Source organism: Mycobacterium colombiense CECT 3035, from assembly GCF_002105755.1.
Taxonomy (GTDB): Bacteria; Actinomycetota; Actinomycetes; order Mycobacteriales; family Mycobacteriaceae; genus Mycobacterium; species Mycobacterium colombiense.
The window spans coordinates 1,328,291-1,349,937 of sequence record NZ_CP020821.1 but is presented as its reverse complement, the minus strand read 5'-3'; the positions used below and the strand labels follow the sequence as shown (position 1 = coordinate 1,349,937).

Annotated in this window: 23 protein-coding genes, 1 pseudogene and 1 riboswitch; of the genes and pseudogenes, 15 read left to right on the top strand and 9 right to left on the bottom strand. The window is 68.2% G+C overall.

Annotated features, from left to right (window positions below; translation table 11 throughout):
- The first annotated feature begins 22 nt into the window (after positions 1 to 22).
- From B9D87_RS06275 to B9D87_RS06265, 3 genes are all read left to right on the top strand, one after another.
- Complete coding sequence (locus B9D87_RS06275; RefSeq protein ID WP_007771222.1) at positions 23 to 469, top strand: SRPBCC family protein; 447 nt, start codon at positions 23 to 25, stop codon at positions 467 to 469.
- Between the two features lie 66 nt (positions 470 to 535).
- Entirely contained in the window at positions 536 to 1,144 is a 609-nt protein-coding gene (locus B9D87_RS06270; RefSeq protein ID WP_007771223.1) for a YbhB/YbcL family Raf kinase inhibitor-like protein, read from the top strand.
- A 17-nt stretch (positions 1,145 to 1,161) separates the two neighbouring features.
- Positions 1,162 to 2,016: a lipase family protein gene (locus tag B9D87_RS06265; RefSeq protein ID WP_007771224.1), complete on the top strand. Its 855-nt coding sequence runs from the start codon at positions 1,162 to 1,164 to the stop codon at positions 2,014 to 2,016.
- Position 2,017: 1 nt separating this feature from the next.
- Here B9D87_RS06265 and B9D87_RS06260 read toward each other — a convergent pair whose 3' ends face one another.
- Positions 2,018 to 3,595 carry a phytoene desaturase family protein gene (locus B9D87_RS06260; protein ID WP_007771225.1) on the bottom strand — a complete coding sequence of 526 codons (1,578 nt, stop codon included), beginning with the start codon at positions 3,593 to 3,595 and terminating at the stop codon, positions 2,018 to 2,020.
- Between the two features lie 112 nt (positions 3,596 to 3,707).
- Between B9D87_RS06260 and B9D87_RS06255 the strand changes: the two genes are divergently transcribed.
- A complete protein-coding gene (locus B9D87_RS06255; RefSeq protein ID WP_007771228.1) occupies positions 3,708 to 4,307 on the top strand; it encodes a TetR/AcrR family transcriptional regulator in 600 nt (199 codons plus the stop codon).
- A 25-nt stretch (positions 4,308 to 4,332) separates the two neighbouring features.
- Here the strand turns inward: B9D87_RS06255 and B9D87_RS06250 are convergent, their stop codons facing one another.
- The gene (locus B9D87_RS06250) at positions 4,333 to 5,202 is read right to left on the bottom strand and encodes a LysR family transcriptional regulator (protein ID WP_040629847.1); all 870 of its coding nucleotides are present in this window, start codon (positions 5,200 to 5,202) and stop codon (positions 4,333 to 4,335) included.
- A 104-nt stretch (positions 5,203 to 5,306) separates the two neighbouring features.
- Between B9D87_RS06250 and B9D87_RS06245 the strand changes: the two genes are divergently transcribed.
- From B9D87_RS06245 to B9D87_RS06215, 7 genes are all read left to right on the top strand, one after another.
- Positions 5,307 to 5,699 carry a tautomerase family protein gene (locus B9D87_RS06245; protein ID WP_007771232.1) on the top strand — a complete coding sequence of 131 codons (393 nt, stop codon included), beginning with the start codon at positions 5,307 to 5,309 and terminating at the stop codon, positions 5,697 to 5,699.
- A gap of 71 nt (positions 5,700 to 5,770) precedes the next feature.
- A complete protein-coding gene (locus tag B9D87_RS06240) occupies positions 5,771 to 6,679 on the top strand; it encodes an NAD(P)H-dependent flavin oxidoreductase (RefSeq protein WP_238553438.1) in 909 nt (302 codons plus the stop codon).
- Between the two features lie 64 nt (positions 6,680 to 6,743).
- Entirely contained in the window at positions 6,744 to 7,226 is a 483-nt protein-coding gene (locus tag B9D87_RS06235) for a carboxymuconolactone decarboxylase family protein (protein WP_007771236.1), read from the top strand.
- 17 nt (positions 7,227 to 7,243) lie between these two features.
- The gene (locus B9D87_RS06230) at positions 7,244 to 7,885 is read left to right on the top strand and encodes a nitroreductase family protein (RefSeq protein ID WP_007771237.1); all 642 of its coding nucleotides are present in this window, start codon (positions 7,244 to 7,246) and stop codon (positions 7,883 to 7,885) included.
- Complete coding sequence (locus B9D87_RS06225; protein ID WP_007771238.1) at positions 7,885 to 8,379, top strand: SRPBCC family protein; 495 nt, start codon at positions 7,885 to 7,887, stop codon at positions 8,377 to 8,379. The genes B9D87_RS06230 and B9D87_RS06225 overlap by 1 nt, the downstream gene beginning before the upstream one ends.
- Positions 8,380 to 8,450: 71 nt before the next feature.
- The gene (locus B9D87_RS06220) at positions 8,451 to 9,125 is read left to right on the top strand and encodes an Rv1352/Rv1906c domain-containing protein (protein WP_040629850.1); all 675 of its coding nucleotides are present in this window, start codon (positions 8,451 to 8,453) and stop codon (positions 9,123 to 9,125) included.
- A gap of 70 nt (positions 9,126 to 9,195) precedes the next feature.
- Positions 9,196 to 10,161 (top strand): FAD-dependent oxidoreductase, encoded by a 966-nt coding sequence (locus tag B9D87_RS06215; protein WP_007771240.1) that lies wholly within the window; start codon positions 9,196 to 9,198, stop codon positions 10,159 to 10,161.
- On the opposite strand, the gene B9D87_RS06210 is transcribed toward B9D87_RS06215, so the two are convergent.
- The 3 genes from B9D87_RS06210 to B9D87_RS06200 all read right to left on the bottom strand — a co-directional run bounded on the left by B9D87_RS06210 (position 10,158) and on the right by B9D87_RS06200 (position 13,711).
- Positions 10,158 to 10,553 carry a phage holin family protein gene (locus B9D87_RS06210; protein ID WP_007771241.1) on the bottom strand — a complete coding sequence of 132 codons (396 nt, stop codon included), beginning with the start codon at positions 10,551 to 10,553 and terminating at the stop codon, positions 10,158 to 10,160. The two genes, B9D87_RS06215 and B9D87_RS06210, sit on opposite strands and share 4 nt — an antisense overlap.
- 223 nt (positions 10,554 to 10,776) lie before the next feature.
- Positions 10,777 to 12,084: a PPE family protein gene (locus B9D87_RS06205; RefSeq protein WP_007771242.1), complete on the bottom strand. Its 1,308-nt coding sequence runs from the start codon at positions 12,082 to 12,084 to the stop codon at positions 10,777 to 10,779.
- Positions 12,085 to 12,318: 234 nt separating this feature from the next.
- A riboswitch (cobalamin riboswitch) is annotated at positions 12,319 to 12,525 on the bottom strand.
- 118 nt (positions 12,526 to 12,643) lie between these two features.
- The gene (locus B9D87_RS06200) at positions 12,644 to 13,711 is read right to left on the bottom strand and encodes an amidohydrolase family protein (protein ID WP_007771243.1); all 1,068 of its coding nucleotides are present in this window, start codon (positions 13,709 to 13,711) and stop codon (positions 12,644 to 12,646) included.
- A 154-nt stretch (positions 13,712 to 13,865) separates the two neighbouring features.
- Between B9D87_RS06200 and B9D87_RS06195 the strand changes: the two genes are divergently transcribed.
- A complete protein-coding gene (locus tag B9D87_RS06195) occupies positions 13,866 to 15,062 on the top strand; it encodes an MFS transporter (protein ID WP_234010103.1) in 1,197 nt (398 codons plus the stop codon).
- Between the two features lie 2 nt (positions 15,063 to 15,064).
- Here B9D87_RS06195 and B9D87_RS06190 read toward each other — a convergent pair whose 3' ends face one another.
- The gene (locus B9D87_RS06190) at positions 15,065 to 16,351 is read right to left on the bottom strand and encodes a competence/damage-inducible protein A (RefSeq protein ID WP_007771245.1); all 1,287 of its coding nucleotides are present in this window, start codon (positions 16,349 to 16,351) and stop codon (positions 15,065 to 15,067) included.
- 39 nt (positions 16,352 to 16,390) lie between these two features.
- Between B9D87_RS06190 and B9D87_RS06185 the strand changes: the two genes are divergently transcribed.
- A complete protein-coding gene (locus B9D87_RS06185; protein WP_007771246.1) occupies positions 16,391 to 16,885 on the top strand; it encodes a macro domain-containing protein in 495 nt (164 codons plus the stop codon).
- On the opposite strand, the gene B9D87_RS06180 is transcribed toward B9D87_RS06185, so the two are convergent.
- On the bottom strand, positions 16,882 to 17,187 hold the full coding sequence (locus B9D87_RS06180) for an MTH1187 family thiamine-binding protein (RefSeq protein ID WP_007771247.1): 306 nt from the start codon (positions 17,185 to 17,187) through the stop codon (positions 16,882 to 16,884). The genes B9D87_RS06185 and B9D87_RS06180 overlap by 4 nt on opposite strands.
- Before the next feature lie 51 nt (positions 17,188 to 17,238).
- On the opposite strand from B9D87_RS06180, the gene dtd reads away from it, so the two are divergent.
- Positions 17,239 to 17,670, top strand: coding sequence for a D-aminoacyl-tRNA deacylase (gene dtd, locus B9D87_RS06175; RefSeq protein ID WP_007771248.1), 432 nt, complete (start codon positions 17,239 to 17,241; stop codon positions 17,668 to 17,670).
- 70 nt (positions 17,671 to 17,740) lie between these two features.
- Positions 17,741 to 18,653: pseudogene (locus B9D87_RS06170) on the top strand (class I SAM-dependent methyltransferase).
- A 4-nt stretch (positions 18,654 to 18,657) separates the two neighbouring features.
- On the opposite strand, the gene B9D87_RS06165 reads toward B9D87_RS06170, so the two are convergent.
- Both B9D87_RS06165 and B9D87_RS06160 read right to left on the bottom strand, forming a co-directional pair.
- Complete coding sequence (locus B9D87_RS06165; RefSeq protein WP_007771251.1) at positions 18,658 to 19,683, bottom strand: alcohol dehydrogenase catalytic domain-containing protein; 1,026 nt, start codon at positions 19,681 to 19,683, stop codon at positions 18,658 to 18,660.
- A gap of 10 nt (positions 19,684 to 19,693) precedes the next feature.
- Positions 19,694 to 21,643 (bottom strand): flavin-containing monooxygenase, encoded by a 1,950-nt coding sequence (locus tag B9D87_RS06160; RefSeq protein WP_007771252.1) that lies wholly within the window; start codon positions 21,641 to 21,643, stop codon positions 19,694 to 19,696.
- Positions 21,644 to 21,647: the final 4 nt, after the last annotated feature.

Genomic DNA, 21,647 nt, shown 5'->3' with positions numbered 1-21,647 from the left:
CGCACCGGCTACTTCCCAGGACATGGCTATCACGGATTCCCGGGAAGTCGTCATCGAGGCGACACCCGACGAGATCAAGGATGTGCTGTTCGACATCGAGTCGCTGCCCGAGTGGTCGTCGGCCCACAAGAAGGTCGAAGTGCTCGAGCGCGACGACCAGAACCACCCGACCAGATCCCGGCAGGTCGTGAAACTCGTCGGCGTCAGTGACGAACAGGAGCTGGAGTACACCGTTCACGACGACGGCGTCGGCTGGACCCTGGTCAGCTCCAAACAGCAACGCGCTCAAGAAGGTCGGTACACGCTCACCCCCGAAGGCGACTCCACCCGCGTCCACTTCGAGCTCATGGTGGACCTGGTGGCGCCGGTTCCCGGGTTCCTGGTCAAGAAGGGCGCCAAGAGCCTGATGGATACGGCCACCGAGGGGCTGCGCAAGCGGGTGCTCGAAGTCGAAAAGCGCGGCAAGTAGCGGCATCGAGGTCCGGTGAAAATCGGGTCCTTCCGCACCGCCGGTGCGCGAGTCAGACTGTTATGCATGGAATCCACGCCCGCGGGCACGCTGCACCGAATCGCGGCGATCATCGGTGCGCTGGCGATCGCGCCGGGCTTGGCCGGCTGCGGCGGCCACGGTAACAGCCACCAGACCACACCGCCCGCGCCGAAGATCACCACCCTCGGCCGCACGGCGCCGAACGCGCCCGCGGACGGACCGCTGACGATCAGCAGCCCGGCTTTCGCCGACGGCGCGGCGATTCCGGTGCAGTACACCTGCAAAGGCGCCGGCATCGCGCCCCCGCTGACCTGGTCGGCGCCGCTGGGGGCGGCCCTCGTCGTGGACGATCCCGACGCCGTCAACGGCCTGTACATCCACTGGGTCGTCGTCGGGATCGCCCCCGGCTCGGGCAGCACCGCCGACGGTCAGACCCCGGCCGGGGCGACCACCCTGCCGAACACGGCGGGCCAATCCGCGTACCAGGGCCCCTGCCCGCCGGCCGGAACCGGCACGCATCATTACCGGTTCACCCTTTACCAGCTGCCCAACGACTACCAACTGCCCGGCGGCCTGGCCGGCGTTCCGGCGGCCCAGGCGATCGCCGGCGCCGCGACCGCGCAGGCGCAACTCACCGGAATGTTCGGCGGCTGAATCCGAGCGGGAGCGCCATGCCAACACCACCGACGTTCGACGCAACGCGGGCAATACAATTCGCTCAGCTCGTCAATGCGACCTACGGGACGTTGCCCGGCGATCTGACGAATAAGGCGGGTCAAGCCCTGAGCGCCGGCGGTGTCGACTACACCGTGGTGACCACGATCTACGCGAACGATCTGGCGACGGACATGAACCCGGCCCGCGGCGTCGACGAAGTGTCCATGGGGCTGATCTGCCAGGAGGTCAAGACCGGCGACGTCGCGATCGCAATCCGTGGCACCGAGGGATGGCTGGAATGGATTCACGACGCCGACTTTCTCCAGGTGCCATGCCCGTTCCTGGCCGGCGCCGGCCACACGGAGGACGGCTTCACCCAGATGTACGAGTCCCTGCGCACCGGAGCCGCGCCGGGTTCGCCGGCGGTGGTCGGCGCGCTCGGGACGCTCCCGTTTGCGCAACCCGTCGGCTCGGTGACGGTTTGCGGGCACAGCCTGGGCGGGGCGCTCGCGACACTGCTCGCTCTCGACGTGGCCGCGAACACGGCGTTCACCAATCCGGCCGTCTACACCTACGGCAGTCCACGCACCGGTGATGCGCTGTTTGCGGGCACGTTCGACCAGGTCGTCAAGGACTCCTACCGCGTGGCGAACCGCCTGGACATCGTCCCCGCCCTGCCCCCGCCCATCGACTACGAGCACGTGCTCAATCCGGTTGAGCTGAACCCGATCCGGCTGGTTCCGCTTCCGCCCAAGGCCCTGGTGAAATACACGGTGGCATGCGAACATTCGCTCGCGACCTACCTGTATCTGTTGTCGCTGCAATCCGGTGGCCCCGTGCTTGCGCTCGAGGCCGCATGCAAACCCTGATTCAGGCCATGTCGTCGAGCGCCTGATAGGCGGCGTTGTAACCGGGGGTGAAGGTGATGCCCGGTCCCCCATGGCATCCGGCGCCCGCGAGGTAGAGGCCGTCGATTCCGATGGGCATGTCGAGGAAGCCCTTCGGCCCGGGGCGGTTGGGACCCATCAGGTCTGGGTGCAGCAGCCCGTGGCAGAAGTCGCCCGACGGCGCGCCGAACATGGTGTTCATGTGGTAGGGCGCGAACGTGATGTGGCGGATCACGATGTCCTTGAAGTTCGGCGCCAGGCGGGTGATCTTGTCGATAACCCGTTGCGCCATCTCATTTTTGAGGTGCCCGTGCTGATCGCGGCTGGTTTCGACCGGGAACGCGTAGGCGAACGCGCTCGCCGCGTGCTTGCCGGGCGGCGCCATGGCGGGGTCGTGCACCGACGGGATCTGCATTCCCATCGACGGGTTGTCCGGAACGACGCCCCGCCGGCAGTTCTCCCAGTGCAGCTGCTGGGATTCGGGTGACCCGAAGATCCCGACCGACTGTTGCATGCCGTCGGTGTTCAGGAACTCATACGGCGGGGCGAATTCGGGCAACCCGTCCAGGGCGAAGTGGATCTGCACGAACGAGGCTCGGTGGTCGCGGGCGCAGACTCGTGCGGCCAGCGATGCCGGAACATGCTCGGGTGCAATCAGTTCGGTGAGGGTGACGTCCGGCGACAGGTTGGACATCACGATCGGCGCCGATATCGTCGATCCGTCGCGCAGCCGCACACCGGTCACTTTGCCGCGGTCGACGAGGATTTCCTCGGCCTTGGTGCGGAACCGGATCTCGCCGCCGTGGCCGATGAAGAGCTCGCGCAGGTGTTCGGTGAGCGCGCCGATGCCGCCCTTCAGCTTGGTCATCATCGCGGTGCCGGCCGTGTCGTCCTGGGGCACTGCCAGGGCGAAGGCCAGACAGGTCGCGCTGCCCGGTGTGTACGGGCCACGGTAGGTCGAGTTGACGGCCAGGAATGCCAGCATCCCGCGCATGACGGCGTGCTTGTCCTTGTCGGGCAGGTAGCGGTCGATCACGTCCATCGCCGAGCCGAACAGCATCTCGTGAATCGCCCGGCGTTCGGAGTCGTCGGCCGCGCAGGCATACATCTCGTCGAAAGTCTTGGGCGCCTGGCGCACGTCGAAGCGGCCCAGCGCCTTCGCCGGGCCCTGACTCCAGCCGATCAGTTCGGCCATGCCGGTGACCGCCTCGAGGCCGTGCCTGTCGCTCAGATGTGTCATCAGGCGCATCGGATCGCGGTAGAAGATCATCGGCTCCTCCCCGTGTTCGCCGATGTTGACGGACATCACGTCGGGTTCCACCGCGGGCAGCGTGTCGAGGCCGAGGTCCTTGGTGAGCTGGCTCGCCAAGGGGAACTGCACCGAACCGGCGATCTCGTACCGGAAGCCGTCGATCAATTCGACGGTCGCGGCCATGCCGCCCGCGTAGGTGTTGGCCTCCAGGCACAGGGTTCGCAGGCCGGCCCGTTGCAGGATCGCCGCGGCGGTCAGCCCGTTGTGTCCGGCGCCCACCACGATGGCGTCGTACTCGGTGTCGGTCATGATGTCGGCCCTTCGCCTCCGTCGGATCGTCGCGGCCAACAATATGTCAGTACTGACATAATTGGAAGATGTCAGTTGTGTCCCGCTCGCCTGGGATACGATCGCCGCTGAGATGACCTCCCCGGGCAACCGTCACGAGCAACGACGACGATCGACGCACGACGCACTTCGCCAAGCGGCGTTGAAGAGCTTCGCCCACAAGGGGTTTACCAACGTCACCGTCACCGAGCTGGCCCGCGAGGCCGGTGTCACCGAACGCACCTTCTTCCGGCACTTCCCGACCAAGGAAGCCGTGCTCTTCCAGGACTACGAGACCCAGTTGGAGTGGCTGGCCGAGGCGCTTGCCCAGCGCCCGGACTCGGAATCGCTGTTCGACGCGGTGTTGGCCAGCGTCGCCGCTTTTCCGCACGACCTCGAAGTGGTGCGCCAGGCCGCGGCCGCTCGTGCCGAGCTGATCAGCGCCGAGCGGATCGCCGGTCACCTGCGGGTCGTGCAGTCCTCGTTCGCCCGGGTCCTCACCGACTTCGTCAGACAGCGGAATCCCGAACTGCCGAACATCGACCTGGCCGCCGAGGTCGCGGGCTCCGCGATTGCCGCGGCTCTCGTTGCGGCAGTGGAGAATTGGGGTCGCAGGGGTTGTTCCGGCGACCTTGGGGCAGACGTGGCATCGAGTCTGGATCTGGTGCGTTCGGGCCTGGCGCCGCTCGCCTGACGGCGGTGCCCGCGGGGGCGATCCGTCACGGCTCGGTCGCGGCGTCCACCGCCGCCTCGATGAAGCGGCGCAGCACGGGCCCGTTGGACCGCTTCAAAAACGCCAGCGCGACGGGGATGTCGGGGGCGCCCCGCAGCCCGACGAACCGCACGCCCGGGTGGATGTTGCGTCTGACGGCGACGTCGGGGATGACCCCGATGCCCCGGCCGGCCGCGACGGATTCGATCCACTCATCGAAATTCGTTGTCTCGACCACGATTTCGGGACCCCCGCCCGCGGGCCACGACCAGGGCCCGGTGGTGCCACTGGTGGTGTTCACCACCAGCGGCCACCGTGGCACCTCGGTCCAGTCCAACGTCGCCCGCTCTGCGAGGGGCGAGTGGACCGAACACACGGCCACGCGTGGCTCGTCGAAGAGGTGCACGATCCGGATGGCGGTCGACGTGACATGCCCACGCACCAGCGCGATGTCGACTCTGCCCTGCTGGACCGCGCCGAGCGCGTCGTCGGTGCGGATCAGGTTGACCGTGGTCCGGGCGGCCCGCTCGAAGCGCGCGACGGTGTCCTGCGCCCACGGGTCGGGCAGCAGCCAACTGAACCCGAGGCGGATGCTCGCCTGCTGCCGGACGGCGTCCACGCCGCGTCCCAGCTCGGCGAGGACCCGCTCGACGTGGTCGAAAAAAATCCGCCCGGCCGAGGTGGTCGTCACGTGTCGCGAACTCCGGTCCAGCAGCGTCGCTTCCAGCGCGTCCTCGAGCTGCTGGATGGTCCTGCTCAGCGCGGGCTGGGTGATGCTGAGTTCCTGGGCGGCCTGCGTGAACGACGCGAGGCGCGCCACCGCCTCGAATGCCCGCAGGTGGCGCAACTCGACCCGGCCTGCCTGCACTACATCCATGCCTGACGAGCATAGATGCCCTACAGAAGGCATTTCACGCGGGATTCCCGCGGGCCTACCGTCGGTTGCAACGGATGCGTAATCCGCTAATCGCAGGAGGAAAAATGCCGTTGTTGTATGTCGACCTCGTCGAGGGCCGTTCGGCGCCGGAGGTTCGTGCACTGCTGGACACGATTCACGACGCGGTGGTCGAGGCGTTCGGCGTCCCGGAGCGGGATCGCTACCAGGTGGTGCGCACCCATCCGGCCCACGAGATCGTCACGCTGGACACCGGTCTGGGCATCGACCGTTCGTCTCGCCAGGTCGTCCTGCACGTGGTGAGCCGGCGACGCCCGCGCGAGCTCAAGCAGAAGTTCTATGAGCTGCTGGCGTCGCGTCTCTCGGACCGCTGCGGACTCGATCCTGCCGACCTCATCGTCGCGGTCACCGAAAATGGCGACGAGGACTGGTCTTTCGGCCTCGGCAGGGCGCAGTTCCTCACCGGTGAGCTCAAGTGAGCGCCGCCCCGGGTTTGACGACGCGACTCACCGAGCTGTTCGGGATCGAGCATCCCATCGTGCTCGCGCCGATGGCGCTGGTCTCCGGAGGCGAGCTGGCGGCCGCCGTGACGCGGGCGGGCGGCCTGGGCCTCATCGGTGGGGGCTACCCCGACGCCGAATGGCTGCGGGCGCAGATCGAGCGGGCCGCCGACGCCCGGGTGGGATACGGCTTCATCACTTGGAGCCTGGCCCGAAACCCGGGGGTGCTCGACATCGCCCTGGACCGTCGTCCGGCGGCCGTGATGCTGTCGTTCGGTGAGCTACGGCCTTTCGCCGACCGCATTCACGCCGCCGGCGTTCCGCTCCTCGCGCAGGTGCAGACCCTCGATCAGGCGGGTCAGGCCTTGGACGCGGGGGCGGAAGTCATTGTGGCTCAGGGCGGAGAGGCCGGCGGTCATGGCATGAGCGTGCGGTCGACCTTCACCCTGGTGCCCGAGGTCGTCGATTTTGTGGCGGATCGCTCGCCCGAGACGTTGGTGGCGGCCGCGGGCGGCGTGAGCGATGGTCGCGGCCTGGCGGCCGCGCTGGCGCTGGGGGCCGATGGCGCTGTCGTCGGAACCCGGTTCTGGGCGACCCCGGAGGCGCTGGTCTCACCACGAGCCCAGCGGCGCGCCGTTTCGGCCGGCGGGGACGACACCGTGCGCACCCGGGTCTATGACCTTGTGCGCCGCCTCGGTTGGCCCGCCGGTTACGACGCCCGGGCGCTGAGCAACGCCTTCCTGGACACCTGGCACGGCAACGAGGCCGAGCTGTCGGCGCAACTGCCCGAAGCGATCAGCGCCTACGAAAAGGCAGTCGCTGCAGAGGATTTCGACACCGCCGCCATACTCACCGGCGAAGGGGTGGGGTGCATCCGTGACGTTCGCCCCGCCGCTGAGATCGTCACCGACATGGCCCGCGAAGCCAAGCGCATCCTCAACCGGGACGGCGCGCCCTAGACAGCCCAGCGGCGGGTCTGGTTTGCTCAGCTGGTAGTTCACTTTCGCGGGCAGGAGTTCGCAGATGGCCCGTCTCGACGTGCCGGATGGTCCCGGCGGCGACGCCGCCATGATCTGGACGCTGCGGCCCGAACTCGGCGGCATGGTCGAACGCATGATCCGCGGCGCCTATCAGCAGAGCATCCTTCCGGCCGACGAGCGGGAGCTGGCCAGGATGCGCATCGCCCAGATCAACGACTGCGTGGCCTGCTCGGATTTTCGGGCCCGGTCGGTGCTGGATGCCGGCCTGGCCCCCGAGCTGTACGACAACGTCGCCGCGTACGCCCGCTACCCGGGATACACCCCGCGACAACGCCTTTGCATCGAGTACGCCGAGCGCTTCGCCACCGACCACGCCTCGCTGGATGACGCCTTCTTTCAACGCCTTCGGGCGTCCTTCTCCGACGAGGAGATCCTGGATCTCACGCTGTGCGTCGCGGTGTTTCTCGGCCTGGGACGCTCGCTGAGCGTGTTGGGCGTCGAGCAGTCCTGCGCCATCGACCTCTGACGACTCGGAAGGAACCAATGGACATCGCCACCGTTGACGAATTGCTGAGCACCACGCGGTCGGTTCGCAAACGCCTCGACCTGACCCGCCCGGTAAGTCGCGAGGTGATCCTGGAGTGCATCCAGCTGGCGATGCAGGCGCCCACGGCCAGCAACACGCAGGACTGGCGGTGGCTGGTGATCACCGATGCGGACAAGCGAGCCGCGATCGCCGAGATCTACCGCAGCATCGGCGCGCAATACCTGGAGTATGCGGCCAACAGCGCGACAGATCCGCAAACGCAGCGGGTGTATCAGAGCGCGATGAGTCTGACCGGGACGCTGGCGGACGTACCGGTCCACGTCATCCCGTGCATCGAACAGCGCGTCGACGGCGCCCCATTGGGCATCGCCGCTGCGGCCTGGGCCTCGATCATCCCGGCCGGCTGGAGCTTTCTGCTGGCACTGCGTTCGCGCGGGCTGGGGTCGGTGTGGACGACGATGCATCTGTTCAAGGAGCAGGAGGTGGCCGAGCTGCTCGGCATCCCGCCCACCGTCACGCAGGCCGCGCTGTTCCCCGTCGCCTACACGATCGGCACTGACTTCCGGCCGGCCAAGCGGCCCCCCGCCGAGTCCATCACGTTCTGGAACAGCTGGATGCCAGCCGATGGGGAGAGCTGATGCAGTCCTACACCGTGCGATTCCACATCGACGCCCCGCCGCGGAAAGTCTGGCGGGTCCTGCATCCGCCGGCGCCGCCGAACGCCCCGCGTCCGCGGGTGCTTACCTGGCCCACCGGCAGCATGGAAATCCTCAACGAGGGCAACGAAGCCGGTGAGGGCCTGGTCCGCACCTGCGTCTTCGCAGTGCCCAAATACCTGCTGACCGGCGGCAGGGCGCGATCGTGGGAAACGGTGACCGAGGCAGAGCTCAACAAGCTGTCGCGCTATGTCGCCGTCGGCGCTCCGCTATGGTCCCGCGCCGAGGGCTATCACCGCCTCGAAGAGCAGCCCGACGGCACCACCGTGCTGACCTTCCACGAGACCTATCACGCCTACAACCCGGTGCTGCGCTTCTTCCTCGAACGCCCGGTGCACGCGAAGATTTCCCGCGACAACCTCGAGACCTATGAGCACGCGCTCGGTTACGCGGGGCGGGTGCACCGGCTCGCCTAGGCGGCATTTGCCGCAGCGCCGATTTCACAACGATATGAATTAGGTTGTTGACCCCGGTACCCTCGGTCTCTATGGGTGGAGTAGCTACTGCGGCAAGGCTGGTTGCTGCGAGCCTGATGGTCGCGGGCTGGGCCGCGTCCACCGTGGTCGCCAGCGCCGATCCGGACGAGACACACGGACCGGCACCAGGGCCGGCACCCGGGGCGGCATCACCGGCACCGGCCGCGTCAGCGGCGCCGTCGGCCGCGCCGTCGCCGGACGCCTCGCCGGCACCCGCCGGGCCGAAGACGTCCATCGACAAGGACGGCATCTATGCGGTCGGCACGGACATCGTGCCGGGCATCTACAGCTCCGGTGGTCCCGTCGACAACGGCACCTGCTATTGGAAGCGGATGAGCAACCCGGACGGCGCCCTCATCGACAACGCCATGTCGAAGAAGCCGCAGGTGGTGCAGATCGATGCGGGCGACAAGGCGTTCAAGACTTCCGGCTGCCAGCCCTGGCAGCTGACGCCGGACGCCGTTCCGCCCTCCACGGCACCGCCCGCGGGCGTCCAGGGCACGCTCGGCATCCTCAACAGCCTGCTGGGCGGTCAGCAGCAGGCGAAGCCGGCCTCGCCGGCCCCGCAGGCTCCGGCCGCGTCACCGGCCCCGCAAGCACCGGCGGCTGCACCGGCCCCGCAGGCTCCGGCCGCCGCACCGGCCGCACCGGCAACCTCGGCGGCCCCGCAGGCCGCGCATTCCTGACCCGCCTGACGAGCGCTCGCCGCTGACCGCGGCGCCACCCGCGACGGGGCCTTTTCGCTACGGTGGCGCCGTGGCACATTCGCAGCAGGTCGTTGTCGTCGGCGCAGGCGTCAGCGGATTGACGTCGGCCATCTGTCTTGCCGAGGCGGGCTGGCCGGTCCGGGTATGGGCGGCCGCGACACTGAAGCAAACGACGTCGGCGGTGGCCGGTGCTATCTGGCTTCCACCGCGACCCGCCGAGCGCGCGGCCGAGACGGTGGGCTGGGTCGAGCACTCGCTGCGGGTGTTCACCGAGCTGGCGCAGGACCCCGATTCCGGGGTTCAGCTGGCGCCGGTGCTGGCCGTCGGTGAGTTGAGCGCGGGCCAGGCGATGTCATCGTCGGCGGCGGCGCTGATCCCCGACCTGCGCCCGGCCGACCCGACCGACATGCCCGGCGGCTTCGGCACCGGATTTCGCGCGACCGTGCCGATGATCGACATGCCGCACTACCTCGACTACCTGACCCGCAGGCTGGCGTCGGCCGGCTGCGAAATCGAGGAACATCCCGTGCAATCCCTGGCGGAGGCCGCCGACGCCGCCGCGATCGTCGTCAACTGCACCGGCCTGGCCGCGGGCGCGCTGACCGGTGACGACACCGTGCGGCCGTTGTTCGGCCAGCACGTGGTGCTCACCAATCCCGGTCTGCGGCAACCGTTTGTGCACATCAACGACGGTCCGGAATGGACCTGCTACTTCCCCCACCCGCGGCGGGTGGTCTGCGGCGGCATCAGCATCCCCGACCGCTGGGACACCGCGGCGGAACCGGATCTGACCGAACGCATCCTGCGGCGCTGCCGCGCCGTCGAGCCGAGGCTCAACGACGCCGAGGTGATCGAGGTGATCACCGGGCTGCGTCCCGACCGCCCGTCGGTGCGGGTGGAGGCCGAGCCGTTGGGACGGGCGCGGTGCATCCACAATTACGGGCACGGCGGCAACGGCGTCACCCTGTCCTGGGGTTGCGCGCGCGACGTCGTAAGCCTGGCAACCGAGGGCTAGCGTCCGGCGCCGGTGCGCCGAATCACCAAGGACAGCAACCAACTAACGATCGACAGCACGATCGCGGCCCAAATCGCGGTCCACCAGAAGTGGTCGATCTGCAGTCCCCAATGCGTGGTGTGCTCGGTGATCCACGCGGTGATCCACAGCATCAGCGCGTTGACGACGACGTGGAACAGGCCGAGCGTCAGGATGTACAGCGGGATCGACAGGATCTGGACGATCGGCTTGATGAAGGCGTTGACGAGACCGAAGATCACGGCGACCACGAAGATGATGCCGACCCGCTCCAGCTTCGTGTCGCCACCCACGAAGGTCAGGCCGTGCACGAACAGGGTGACGATCCACAACGCCAATCCGGTCAATGCGGCGCGCAACAGAAAAGGGCCCATGCCCCGAGATCCTGCCACCCGCCCGGCCGGGAGGTAAGCCGGCAAGCGGCGCGCGATTGTCACCGGCGTCGGAGGAACCGAACCGGCGAGCCGCGCGGCCCAACCGCGGCCCGTGCTTTCCCCGGTGGCGGCGTAGCGATGACGGGTAGCGATGACGTTGCTGCGCAGCATGATTGAGGAGCGTGCCGCTGTCCGGTCGACGGCCCGGGCCGCCGAAGTCGGGTCATTCGGCCGACGGGGGTGGTTTTACGATGACGATGGGCAGCGGCCGGTTTTGGGCAGCGGTGACCCCCATCGAGCGTCCGCCCGTGCCCATGCCGCTCACCCCGCGTCCCGCCAATCCCGCCAGGGCCAATTCGTTGAGCAGGCTTCCCTCGGCCCCCGCCGCGACGGCGGGTGCCGCGCCGAGCCCGCCACTGGGCAACGCCTGCGCGGCGAGGGTGATTTCCGGGGCGGCGGTGGTCCACCCGTACGGAACCGACAGAGCCCCGACCGACGAAGCCTGGTTCAGGCCCGCCGATACCGCACCGCCCAGACCCGTCGGCCCCAGCGGGCTGACCGCGTTCGCGAGCGCAGCTTCGACTGAGCCCGCTCCCGCGGCGGCACCCTCGGCCGCCGCTCCGGCGCTCGCGGCGCCACCGGAGCTCGCCATGCCGGCGAAGTCGGTCATAGTGCCCAGGTAGTTACCCGGCATGTAGAACCCTGACGAAAATATGGTGTTCAGCAAGTTGTTGTTGAGAAAGGCACCCATCGGGGACCCATCCGTTCCGGCCAGGAAGTTCAGGATTCCCTTCGGACTGGAGAAGTCCGCCCCGCCGAATCCCAGCCAATCGATCAAATCCGACGTGGGCGACGACACCGACGAGGGCATCGCGAGGCTTTGGAGAGTCGTCGGCAGCGCGGTCTGCAGTTGCGACAGCGCGGTCTGCGTATTCGACGCGGCCGAGGTGGCGGTGGCCTGCGTGACCGCGTCGGCCTGCGTGGCCTGCCCTGTCGCAGTGGTGGTCTGAGGAGGCGGGGCGAAGGGGGTCACCGCCGAGGCGATCGCCGAATCGCCGGCATAGCCGTACATGGCGGCGGCATCCTGCGCCCACATTTCGCCGTAGTGGGCCTCAACGGCCGCGATGGCGGCGGTGTTCTGGCCCAGGAAGTTCGTCGCGATCAGCGACATCAGCAGGGTGCGGTTGGCGGCGATCACCGGTGGCGGCACCGTCGCCGCGAACGCCGTTTCATAAGCCGTCGCCGCGGCGGTGGCTTGAGCGGCAGTCTGCTCGGCTTGGGCGGCGGTGGCGCTCATCCACTCCGCATAGGGCGCGGCAGAGGCGGCCATCGACGCCGCGGCCGAACCATGCCACTGATCGACGAGCGCGGCGATCACCGAGTTCTGGGACGAGGCCATCGACCTCAGCTCCGCGGCCAGCCCATTCCAGGCGGCTGCGGCGGTCAGCAGCGGGGCCGGCCCCGGCCCGGAATACATACGCCCGGAGTTGATCTCGGGCGGCAACAGGCCATAATCCAGCACCGCGGTCATGACTGACGGCTCGTTCGTTCAGCCCCGGGGCGCTGGGCGGTAAAGCCAGGCGCGGCAGGCATGGTCGTGGTGATACGCGGCGGTGCCATCAATCGTCCTTCGGTGCGACGGGATGCTCGTCGCTCCAAAGACGTTCAGCCGCAGGCGCGGTCAGCGCACCGATAAATCGGCATCACAGCTGTCCTGCCCACGGCCATCTGCCCAATCCACGAGGCGACGCGCACGCCGGGCGCGGCGCGCCCGGCGCAACTGGCAGGTCTTCGGACTCGCAGGCACGCACCGAAATACGGTGCCCCTAATGGCCGTCGCTTCCCAGTCTTGCGACCAGTGCTTGCCAAAAACTCTGACGGCGGTCGTTCCTGCATACCGCTGCGGGACAGTCCCGGATTCACACCGGGTTCCCTCTCGCGATGGGCCTCTACCAGCGCCCCCACTCGGTGCCGGGGACACCCACGGTGACCCTGGCAAACCAGCTGCGCGGAGCACATTACCCCAACGCCGGCAGAATCTGAGAATCCGCTGAGCCGCGTTTGACCCGGCGTACGGCCGTCGCCGCCGCTCAGTTCAGGTTGTAAAAGCGCTGCGCGTTCAAGCCACCGATCTTTTCCCGGGAGCCCTCGCTGATGTCGCCGCGCGTGCGCAGGTGCTTGGTGCTCTCCGGCCACTCGCCGTCCCAGTGCGGGTAGTCGCTGGCGAACATGATGAAATCGTCGCCGAGCACATCGATGACGCCGGGCAGGATCGGTTCCTCCGGCTCGCACGTCACCCAGATGTTGCCCGCGGCCAGATAGTCGTGCGGATCCCGGCGCCAGCCGCCCTGCACCCAGTCGCCGCGCTTCTCGTAGTGCTCGTGCAGCCGATCCATGAAGAAGGGCACCCAGCCCGCGCCCGCCTCCAGGAAGGCGACCCGCAGTTGCGGGTGGCGCTCAAAGACACCGCCGGACACCATCGCGGTCATCGCCGTCATCTGGTCGAACGGAAAACTGATGCAGTGCACCTGGATGTAGTTTGTGAAACGGTCGACGCCGATCTTGGGCAGGTGGATGCCCGGGGCGCCGTGCACGCCCAACGGCATGCCGAGTTCGACGGCGGCGGCGTAGAACGGGTCGAGGTCGGGATGGTCGAGGTTGCGGCTCTTGAGCGCCGGCGGCACCAAAGTCGCAATCAGCCCAAGCTCTTTGGCCTCGGTCATCACGTCGATGGCCACCCGGCCGTGTTCGATCGGCGTCACCGCGACGCCGCGCAGCCGCCCGCCCGACGAGGCGCAGTAGTCCGCGATCCACTCGTTGTACAGGCGGGAGAATCCGGCGGCGAATTCGGGATCCTCGAGACTGGGCGCGCACAGCCCCATGCTCGGATACAGCACCATCGTGTCGATGTGATCGAGGTCCGCGTCGCCCAGCACGCCCTCCGGTGAGCGGCAATTGATGTCGGGGGCCTTGCTGATCCCATGCTCGGGTGGGCAACCCGCGCCAGGGCCGGTGTCCTCGGGGTAATTGCGGCCTTCCAGCGTCAGCCCCGGCCGCCCGTCCGTGCTGAGCTTGACGTGCTGCGGCCATCGTTTGATCGCTTCGATTGCCAGCGAGGAATTCTCGGCCACATGCCCGTCGGCGTCGATGATCCGCATGTATCCGGAACTTACTCTCGGAGCCCGCATGGTGGAACAGGTCGCGGTATCGCGCCGCGTACTGCACGATGCTGACGTGACCACACAAAGTCCTAAAGAGAAGTTGACCGCCGATCAGCGGAACTCCTTCATCGCGGCGCTGCTGGGCTGGACGATGGACGCCTTCGACTACTTCATCGTGGTGCTCGTCTACGCCGACATCGCCAAGACGTTCCATCACAGCAAGGCGGAGGTCGCGTTCGTCACCACGGCCACCCTGATCATGCGGCCCGTCGGCGCGCTGCTCTTCGGGCTGTGGGCCGACCGCGTCGGCAGGCGGCTGCCGCTGATGGTCGACGTCATGTTCTATTCCGTGGTGGGCTTCCTGTGCGCGTTCGCGCCGAACTTCACCGTGCTGGTCATCCTGCGCCTGCTCTACGGCATCGGCATGGGCGGTGAGTGGGGGCTCGGCGCCGCGCTCGCCATGGAGAAGGTCCCCGTTGCGCGGCGAGGGTTCTTCTCCGGGCTGCTGCAGGAGGGGTACGCATTCGGCTACCTGCTGGCGAGTGTGGCCTCGCTGGTGGTGATCGACTGGCTCGGATTGTCGTGGCGCTGGCTGTTCGGCCTGAGCATCGTCCCCGCCCTGATCAGCCTGGTGATCCGCTATCGGGTGGAGGAGTCCGAGGTGTGGGAGGCCGCGCAGGATCAGATGAGGCTCACCAGCACCCGAATCCGCGACGTGCTGCGCAACGGCGCGATCATCCGGCGGTTCGTCTACCTGGCGTTGCTGATGACGGCGTTCAACTGGATGAGCCACGGCACGCAGGACGTCTACCCCACCTTCCTGGGGGCGCACGCCAACCAGGGTGCGACTCTGTCCAGCACGACGGTCAAGTGGATCGTGGTGGTGTACAACGTCGGCGCCATCATCGGTGGGCTCGTCTTCGGCACCCTGTCCCAGCGGTTCAGCCGCCGCTACACCGTGGTCTTCTGCGCGGTCTTGGCGCTGCCGATCGTGCCGTTGTTCGCCTACTCACGCGGCGCGGCGATGCTGTGCCTCGGCTCGTTTTTGATGCAGTTGTTCGTGCAGGGCGCCTGGGGCGTGATTCCCGCCCACCTCACCGAGATGTCCCCGGACGCCATCCGCGGCCTCTACCCCGGCGTGACCTACCAATTAGGAAACCTGCTGGCGGCGTTCAACTTGCCGATCCAGGAACGCCTCGCCGAATCACACGGTTACCCGTTTGCTCTGGCGGCGACGATCGTGCCGGTGCTGATCGCAGTCGCGGTGCTGACGCTGATCGGCAAGGACGCCACCGGAATCCGGTTCGGCACCACCGAAAGCGCCTTCCTGGCAACCGAAATGACGTGAGGTTAAGCGCCGTCGTCAAGTAGCCGCCGCAGCAGGTGCATGGCCACGGTGGTCGAGCGCTCCCGGACATCCGAGCGGTTACCGGGGAGCCGCAACGTGCGGGTGTCGGTGCGGCCGCCCGCCGTCACGCTGAAACAGACTGTGCCCACTGGTTTTTCCTCGGTTCCCCCGCCGGGGCCGGCGATTCCGGTGATCGCGACCGCAGTGTCGGCGCCGAAGCGTTGCAGCGCACCCGCGGCCATCGCCTCGGCCACCGGTTCGGACACCGCGCCGTGCGCTTGGATCAGCGCCGGGTCGACGCCGAGGAGTTCCGTCTTCGCCTCGTTCGAGTAGGACACCACACCGCCGGCCACGTAATCCGACGAGCCGGCCCGGTCGGTCAGGCGCGCCGCCAGCAGCCCCGCGGTGCAGGACTCCGCGGTCGCGATCCGGTGGCCGGCCAGGAGTTGCGCGACCAGATCGTCGACGCGCGAGCCGTCCTCGGAGTAGAGCTGGTGTCCGTGCCTCTCCCGCAGCAGCTTGACCAGTTGGGCGTACGCGTCGGCGGCGTCCGGCTCGTAGCGGGTGACCATCTCGATCTCCCCGCGCCGCAGGCAGGTGGTGATCTCGAGTTGCCCGAAGCCGGGGACGGCCCGTTCGGCGTCGCGCAGCGTTTCGGCCAGGCCCGACTCGGGCAGCCCGAACATGCGCAGCATCTCCTGCCGGTAGACGGTTCGGCCGGCGATCGCGTCCTGCGCCCCGGGGGTCGCGATGGCGGTGTGCCACATGGGCTGCAGCTCGCGCGGCGGACCCGGCAGCACGATCACCGTCGGCGCGCCGGGCACGACGACGCCGGGCGCGGTACCGACCGGGTCGAGCACCTGCGCCCCCGCGGGCACCATGGCCTGCTTGCGGTTGGCGGCGCGCAGTGACTCGAAAGTGCCCGGGTCCAAGGCGGATTGGAACGCGGGGTTACGCGCCATCAGTTTCCTGAGGATGTCGGCGATCTTCTCTTCGACCTCGGCGTCCAGCACCAGCTCGCGTCCGCAGAAGCGGGCCACCACCTCGACCGTCATATCGTCGGCCGTCGGCCCCAGGCCGCCGCTGGTGACGATCAGGTCCACGCCCTGGTCGGCGAGGAACCGAAGCTGCGCTTCGATGTCGCCCGGCCGGTCGCCGCAGATCGTGATGTGTGCCAGCTCGACGCCCAGTTCCAGGAGGCGATCGGCGATCCAGGGCCCGTTCGCATCTTGGACGCGGCCGGTGAGGACCTCGGTTCCGGTGACAACGATTCCTGCGCGTGCGCTCACCGCCCTGAGCCTACGCATGGGGTGCGGGACAATGAGCTGATGATCGAGTTAGAGGTGATCCAGGCCGACGTAACCAAGCTCGAACTCGACGCGATCACGAACGCGGCCAACACGCAGCTGCGCCACGGCGGCGGCGTCGCCGCGGCCATCTCGCGCGCGGGCGGGCCCGCCGTGCAGCGGGAATCGACGGAAAAGGCGCCAATCGGTCTCGGCGAAGCGGTCGAGACGACGGCCGGCGACATGCCGGCGCGCTACGTCATCCACGCCGCGACGATGGAGCTCGGCGGCCCCACCTCGGCCGAGATCATCGCCGACGCCACGGCCTCGACGCTGCGCAAGGCCGACGAGCTCGGCTGTGCCTCGCTCGCGCTGGTGGCCTTCGGCACCGGCGTGGGCGGCTTCCCGCTCGACGAGGCGGCGCGGCTGATGGTCGACGCGGTGCGGCGGCACCACCCGAGTTCGCTGCGCAGGGTGGTGTTCGCCGTGCACGGTGAGCCGGCCGAACGGGCCTTTCGCGCCGCCGTGCGCGGCTAGCTCCCGGAGAGGTAACGCTCGACGGTGGCGACCTTCTTCGTCATCGCGTCGGAGGTGCCGGCCCGCCAATCCGCCTTGATCACCGTGCTGACCCTGGGCGCGCGGGCGGCCACGGCCTCGACCGCGCGCTGCACCACGGCCATCACTTCCGCCCAGGTTTCGCCTTCGATGACGGTGAACATCGAATCCGTCTTGTTGGGCAGCCCCGATTCGCGAACCACGCGAACCGCTTCGGCGACGATCTCGCCGACGCCCTCGCCCACCCCCATCGGGGTGACGGAAAACGCGACGAGGACGGACACCCCACGAGCGTACCCAACCCGCGAAGGACCGATCTGGCACCATCGAGGCCCATGCGGGTGTTGGTGCAACGGGTCTCGTCGGCAACGGTCTCGGTGGGCGGCGCGGTGGTCGGGGCCATCCGGCCGGATGGCCAGGGTCTGCTGGCATTCGTCGGCGTCACCCACAGCGACGATCCCGACACGGCGCGCCGGCTGGCCGAGAAGCTCTGGCAGCTAAGGATTCTCGCCGACGAGCGCTCCGCGGCCGATGCCCGGGCGCCCATCTTGGTCGTCAGCCAGTTCACGCTGTACGCCGACACCGCCAAGGGGCGGCGCCCGTCATGGAACGCGGCCGCCCCCGCAGCGGTCGCCGAGCCGCTGATCGCGGAGTTCGCCGACGCGTTGCGGCGACTCGGCGCCGAGGTGCAGACCGGGGTGTTCGGCGCAGACATGCAGGTCGAACTCGTGAATGACGGTCCGGTGACGGTGATTTTGGAGCTCTGAGGCCGTGCCGCGGGTACCGTGGAAGCGTTGGCTCTCGGGGCCGGAGCCGGGGCCGACGGGAGGGGCAGGCATGAGCACGACACCCGAATTCGGGTCGCTGCGTTCCGACGATGACAACTGGGACATCGTCAGCAGCGTCGGGTACACCGCGCTGCTGGTGGCGGGATGGCGCGCGCTGCATGCCGTGAGCCCGCGGCCCTTGGTGCGCGACGAGTACGCGAAAGTCTTCATCGCCGCCTCGCAGGACCCGTATTTGGCGGGCGTGCTGGCGAACCCGGGTAGCTCCGACGACGAGACGGCCTTCCCGCGCCTGTACGGCGTGCAGACCCGCTTCTTCGACGACTTCTTCGAGGCCGCCGGCGCGGCCGGCATCCGGCAGGCGGTGATCGTCGCCGCCGGCCTGGATTCGCGGGCATATCGGCTCGAATGGCCGGACGGCGCAAGGGTCTTCGAAGTCGACCTGCCCAAGGTCCTCGAATTCAAGGCGCGCGTTCTCGGGGAGCAGGGCGCCACACCGCGGGCGCACCGCGTCGAGGTCGCCGCCGATCTGCGCACCGATTGGTCGCGGCCGCTGGAAGCGGCCGGGTTTGACGTGGAGAGTCCCAGCGCCTGGTCCGTGGAGGGGCTCCTGCCCTACCTGACCGACGAGGCGCAACACGCGCTGTTCACCCGGATCAGCGGCCTGAGCGCCCCGGGCAGCCGGATCGCCATCGGCGCGCTGGGCTCGCGACTGGACCACGACCAGCTCAACGCGCTGGAGACCAACCACCCGGGGGTCAATGTGTCGGGCAACGTGGACTTTTCGGCGCTGACCTACGAGCCCCAGTCGGATCCGGCGGAGTGGCTCACCGCCCATGGATGGAACGTCGAGCCCGTCCGCAACACGCTCGAGCTGCAAGCCGGGTACGGCATGACCCCGCCGGACGTCGACGTGAAGAATCGACAGTTTCATGCGCTCGCAATACATCACGGCGACCAGGTGACGGCCTAGGGCTTCAGCAGGATCTTCACGTCGTCGCCCGATCGCAATTCCGCGGTCGCGTAGCCCTTGGCCGCATCATCCAACGGCATCGTGCTGGTGAAGATGCCCTCGACGTCCAGCCGGCCCGACTGCAGCAGCGGTATCAGTTCCGGCCAGGTGCGTTGCACCGGTGCGGTGGTGAATCGCACCGTCGTGCTGCGGATCAGGCAGCCCAGGGCGTTGAGCGGGAACGGATTCATGTCGTGCACCCCGACGACCGAGACGGTCCCGCCGGGCCGCACGGCGTTGATCGCGTCGGTCAGGGAGGCGTCCGTGGCGACGGCGTCGATCACCGCGTCGGCGCCGCGGCCACCGGTGGCGGCCATGATCGCCTCGAGCGCCGGCACTTTGAGCGGTGTCGCGCCCCACCGGGCGGCGCGCTCCAGTCGGCCGTCGACCTGGTCGACGGCGAAAACCGTTGCCGCGCCCTGAAAAAGCGCACTGCGCAGCGAGCACAGCCCAACCGCGCCAAGTCCGATGACCGCCACCGTGCCGCCGAACGGAATATCGGCGCGCTGCGCCGCGGCCCAGCCGGTGGCCAGGTTGTCGGTGAGCAGCAGTGCCTGTTCGGTGCTGATGCCCTCGGGTATCTTCAGCAGCTGGAAGTCGGCGGCGGGCACCGCCAGCAGGTCTGCTTGCGCACCGCCGAGCACACCGCCACCGAAGATCTGAAAGCCGGAGTGGCACATCACCGGATCGTGGGTGGCGCATCCCGGGCACGCTCCGCAGCCGGTGACCGACGACACCAGGACCTTCTCGCCGACCTTCACGTTGCGGACGTCTGGCCCGGCGTCCACCACCGTTCCGATGGCCTCGTGGCCGAGCGCGATCGGGTCGGGCATCGGGAAGTCGGCCTCGTAGAAGTGCAGATCGGATCCGCAGATGCCGGCGGCGCTCACCTCCACGATCGCCCCGTCGGGCCCGGGCAGAGTTGGATCGGGCCGGGTGTCCACCCGGATGCTGCGGGGGCCGTCGACGACTACGGTGCGCATAGGGATGTGCTCACTTTCCTTGTTGCGCTGAATCTTTCGTTCGCACGAAGAATTGTGACCAGTCGGGCTCGCGCACCGCCGACCAGTATTCGTTGAGCCGCCATGGGCTCACGGTGTGGATCTCCCCGTCGGCGTTCTTGAAATACGAATGCTTGACCGCCGGATGTGACCACACCATCTTCTTGATCTGGCTCTGCGTCCGCCGATGCCAGTCCGCGGCGGCCTCGGGCCTGGGTTCCAGGGAGTACACACCGGGCTCGGCCAGTCGCGCCAGGCACTGGTCGACGTAGCGCATCTGCAGTTCGGACTGGAAGATCAGGCTGCCGCCGTGCGCGAGGTGCGTTCCCGGGCCGTAGACGACGAAGAAGTTCGGGAATTGCGGGACGGTGATCCCGAGGTAGGCATAGGGCCGGCTCCCCCACATCTCGTGCAGGTCGGTCCCGTCTCGGCCGGTGACCTTCAGCGGCCACAGCACCTCGGTGTGCCGAAACCCGGTGGCGTACACGATGACATCGGCGTCGTGCGTCACGCCGTCATCCGTGACGATGCCGTGCGGCGTGATCTCGGCGATGGGTGTGCGAACCAGTTCGACGTTGCCGCGCTGCAGCGTCCGCAGCCAGCTGCCGTTGTCCTGCAGGGTCCGTTTGCCGCACGCGGGATAGTCCGGCATCACCTTGGCCAGCAACTCCGAGTCGGCGCTGACCTGGCTGGTGATCCATTGCGAGAACATCATGTGCGCGGCGGCGTTGATGTCGCTGACGGCGTGATCCTGGTCGGCGTAGCCCGGGTCGCCTTCGGCGGCGTCGAGGCCTTTGTCCGAACCGGGCCAGAGCACCAGGAAGCGATACCACCGCCCGTAGAACGGAAGGTGGCGCATCGCCCAGCGCACCCCGTCGCCGACCTCGTCGTGATACATCGGATTGGGGAACATCCACTGCGCGGTCCGCTGGAACACGGTCAACTGCTCGACGTCCCCGGCGATCGCCGGGGCGATCTGGAAGCCGCTGGCGCCCGCGCCGACCAGCGCGACCCGCTTACCCGTCAGGTCCACGGAATGGTCCCAGGCCGCCGAGTGAAAAGACGGTCCCTGGAACGTGTCCGCCCCGTCGAAAGCCGGAATGTTGGGACGGTTCAGCTGACCCACCGCGGTGATGAGCGCACGTGCCCGCACGTCGGTCGTCGCGCCGTCGGCCGAACGCAGCGACACGCTCCAGGTGCCGTCGTCGTCGTTCCACTCGGCCGCCACGGCCTCGGTCCGCCACCGCACGTGCTCACCCAGGTGGTGTGTGTCGATGACCTTGGTGAAATAGTCCTGCAGCTCGTATTGCTCGGCGAAGAAGTGCGTCCAGTCGTTGTTGGGCTCGAAGCTGTAGCAATAGAAATGATTCGCCACGTCCACCCGGGCGCCGGGATACCTGTTCTCCCACCATGTTCCGCCGGGCCCCGCGTTCTTCTCCACGATGGTGAACGGGATGTTGGCCTGCTTGAGGCGGACGCCGGCCAGGATGCCGGATTCGCCGCACCCGATGACCAGGACCGGAAGCTCGGCGGCGCGCCCGGCCGGTAATGCGGCGGGTCGCCGGGGGTCGGCACCGTCGAGGTCGAGTTCCTCGGCGACCAGCGGCAGGTAGTCGTCCGGAACGTGCTCGCACGCCGCCCAATCCATCATCTCCCTGATGAGTTCCGGGCGCAGCGGCGGCGGTTCGGGGCAACCGCGGTCCCGGTACTGCGTGATCACCGTCAGGGCTTCCGCGCGGGCGCGCGCCTTATCCTCCTCCGACATGAATCCCTGTACCTCGTTGAGGAAGATGCCCATCTGCTTGAAGTCGCGGATGAATCTGGGATCGCCGGTGATGTGGACGAGTGAGAGCAACATCGTAGGGATGCTGACATCCTTTAGCGCGGCGGCGATCTCGGGTGTGGATGTGGTGAAGGGATCGCCCGCGTAGCGGCTGCGCATCAAG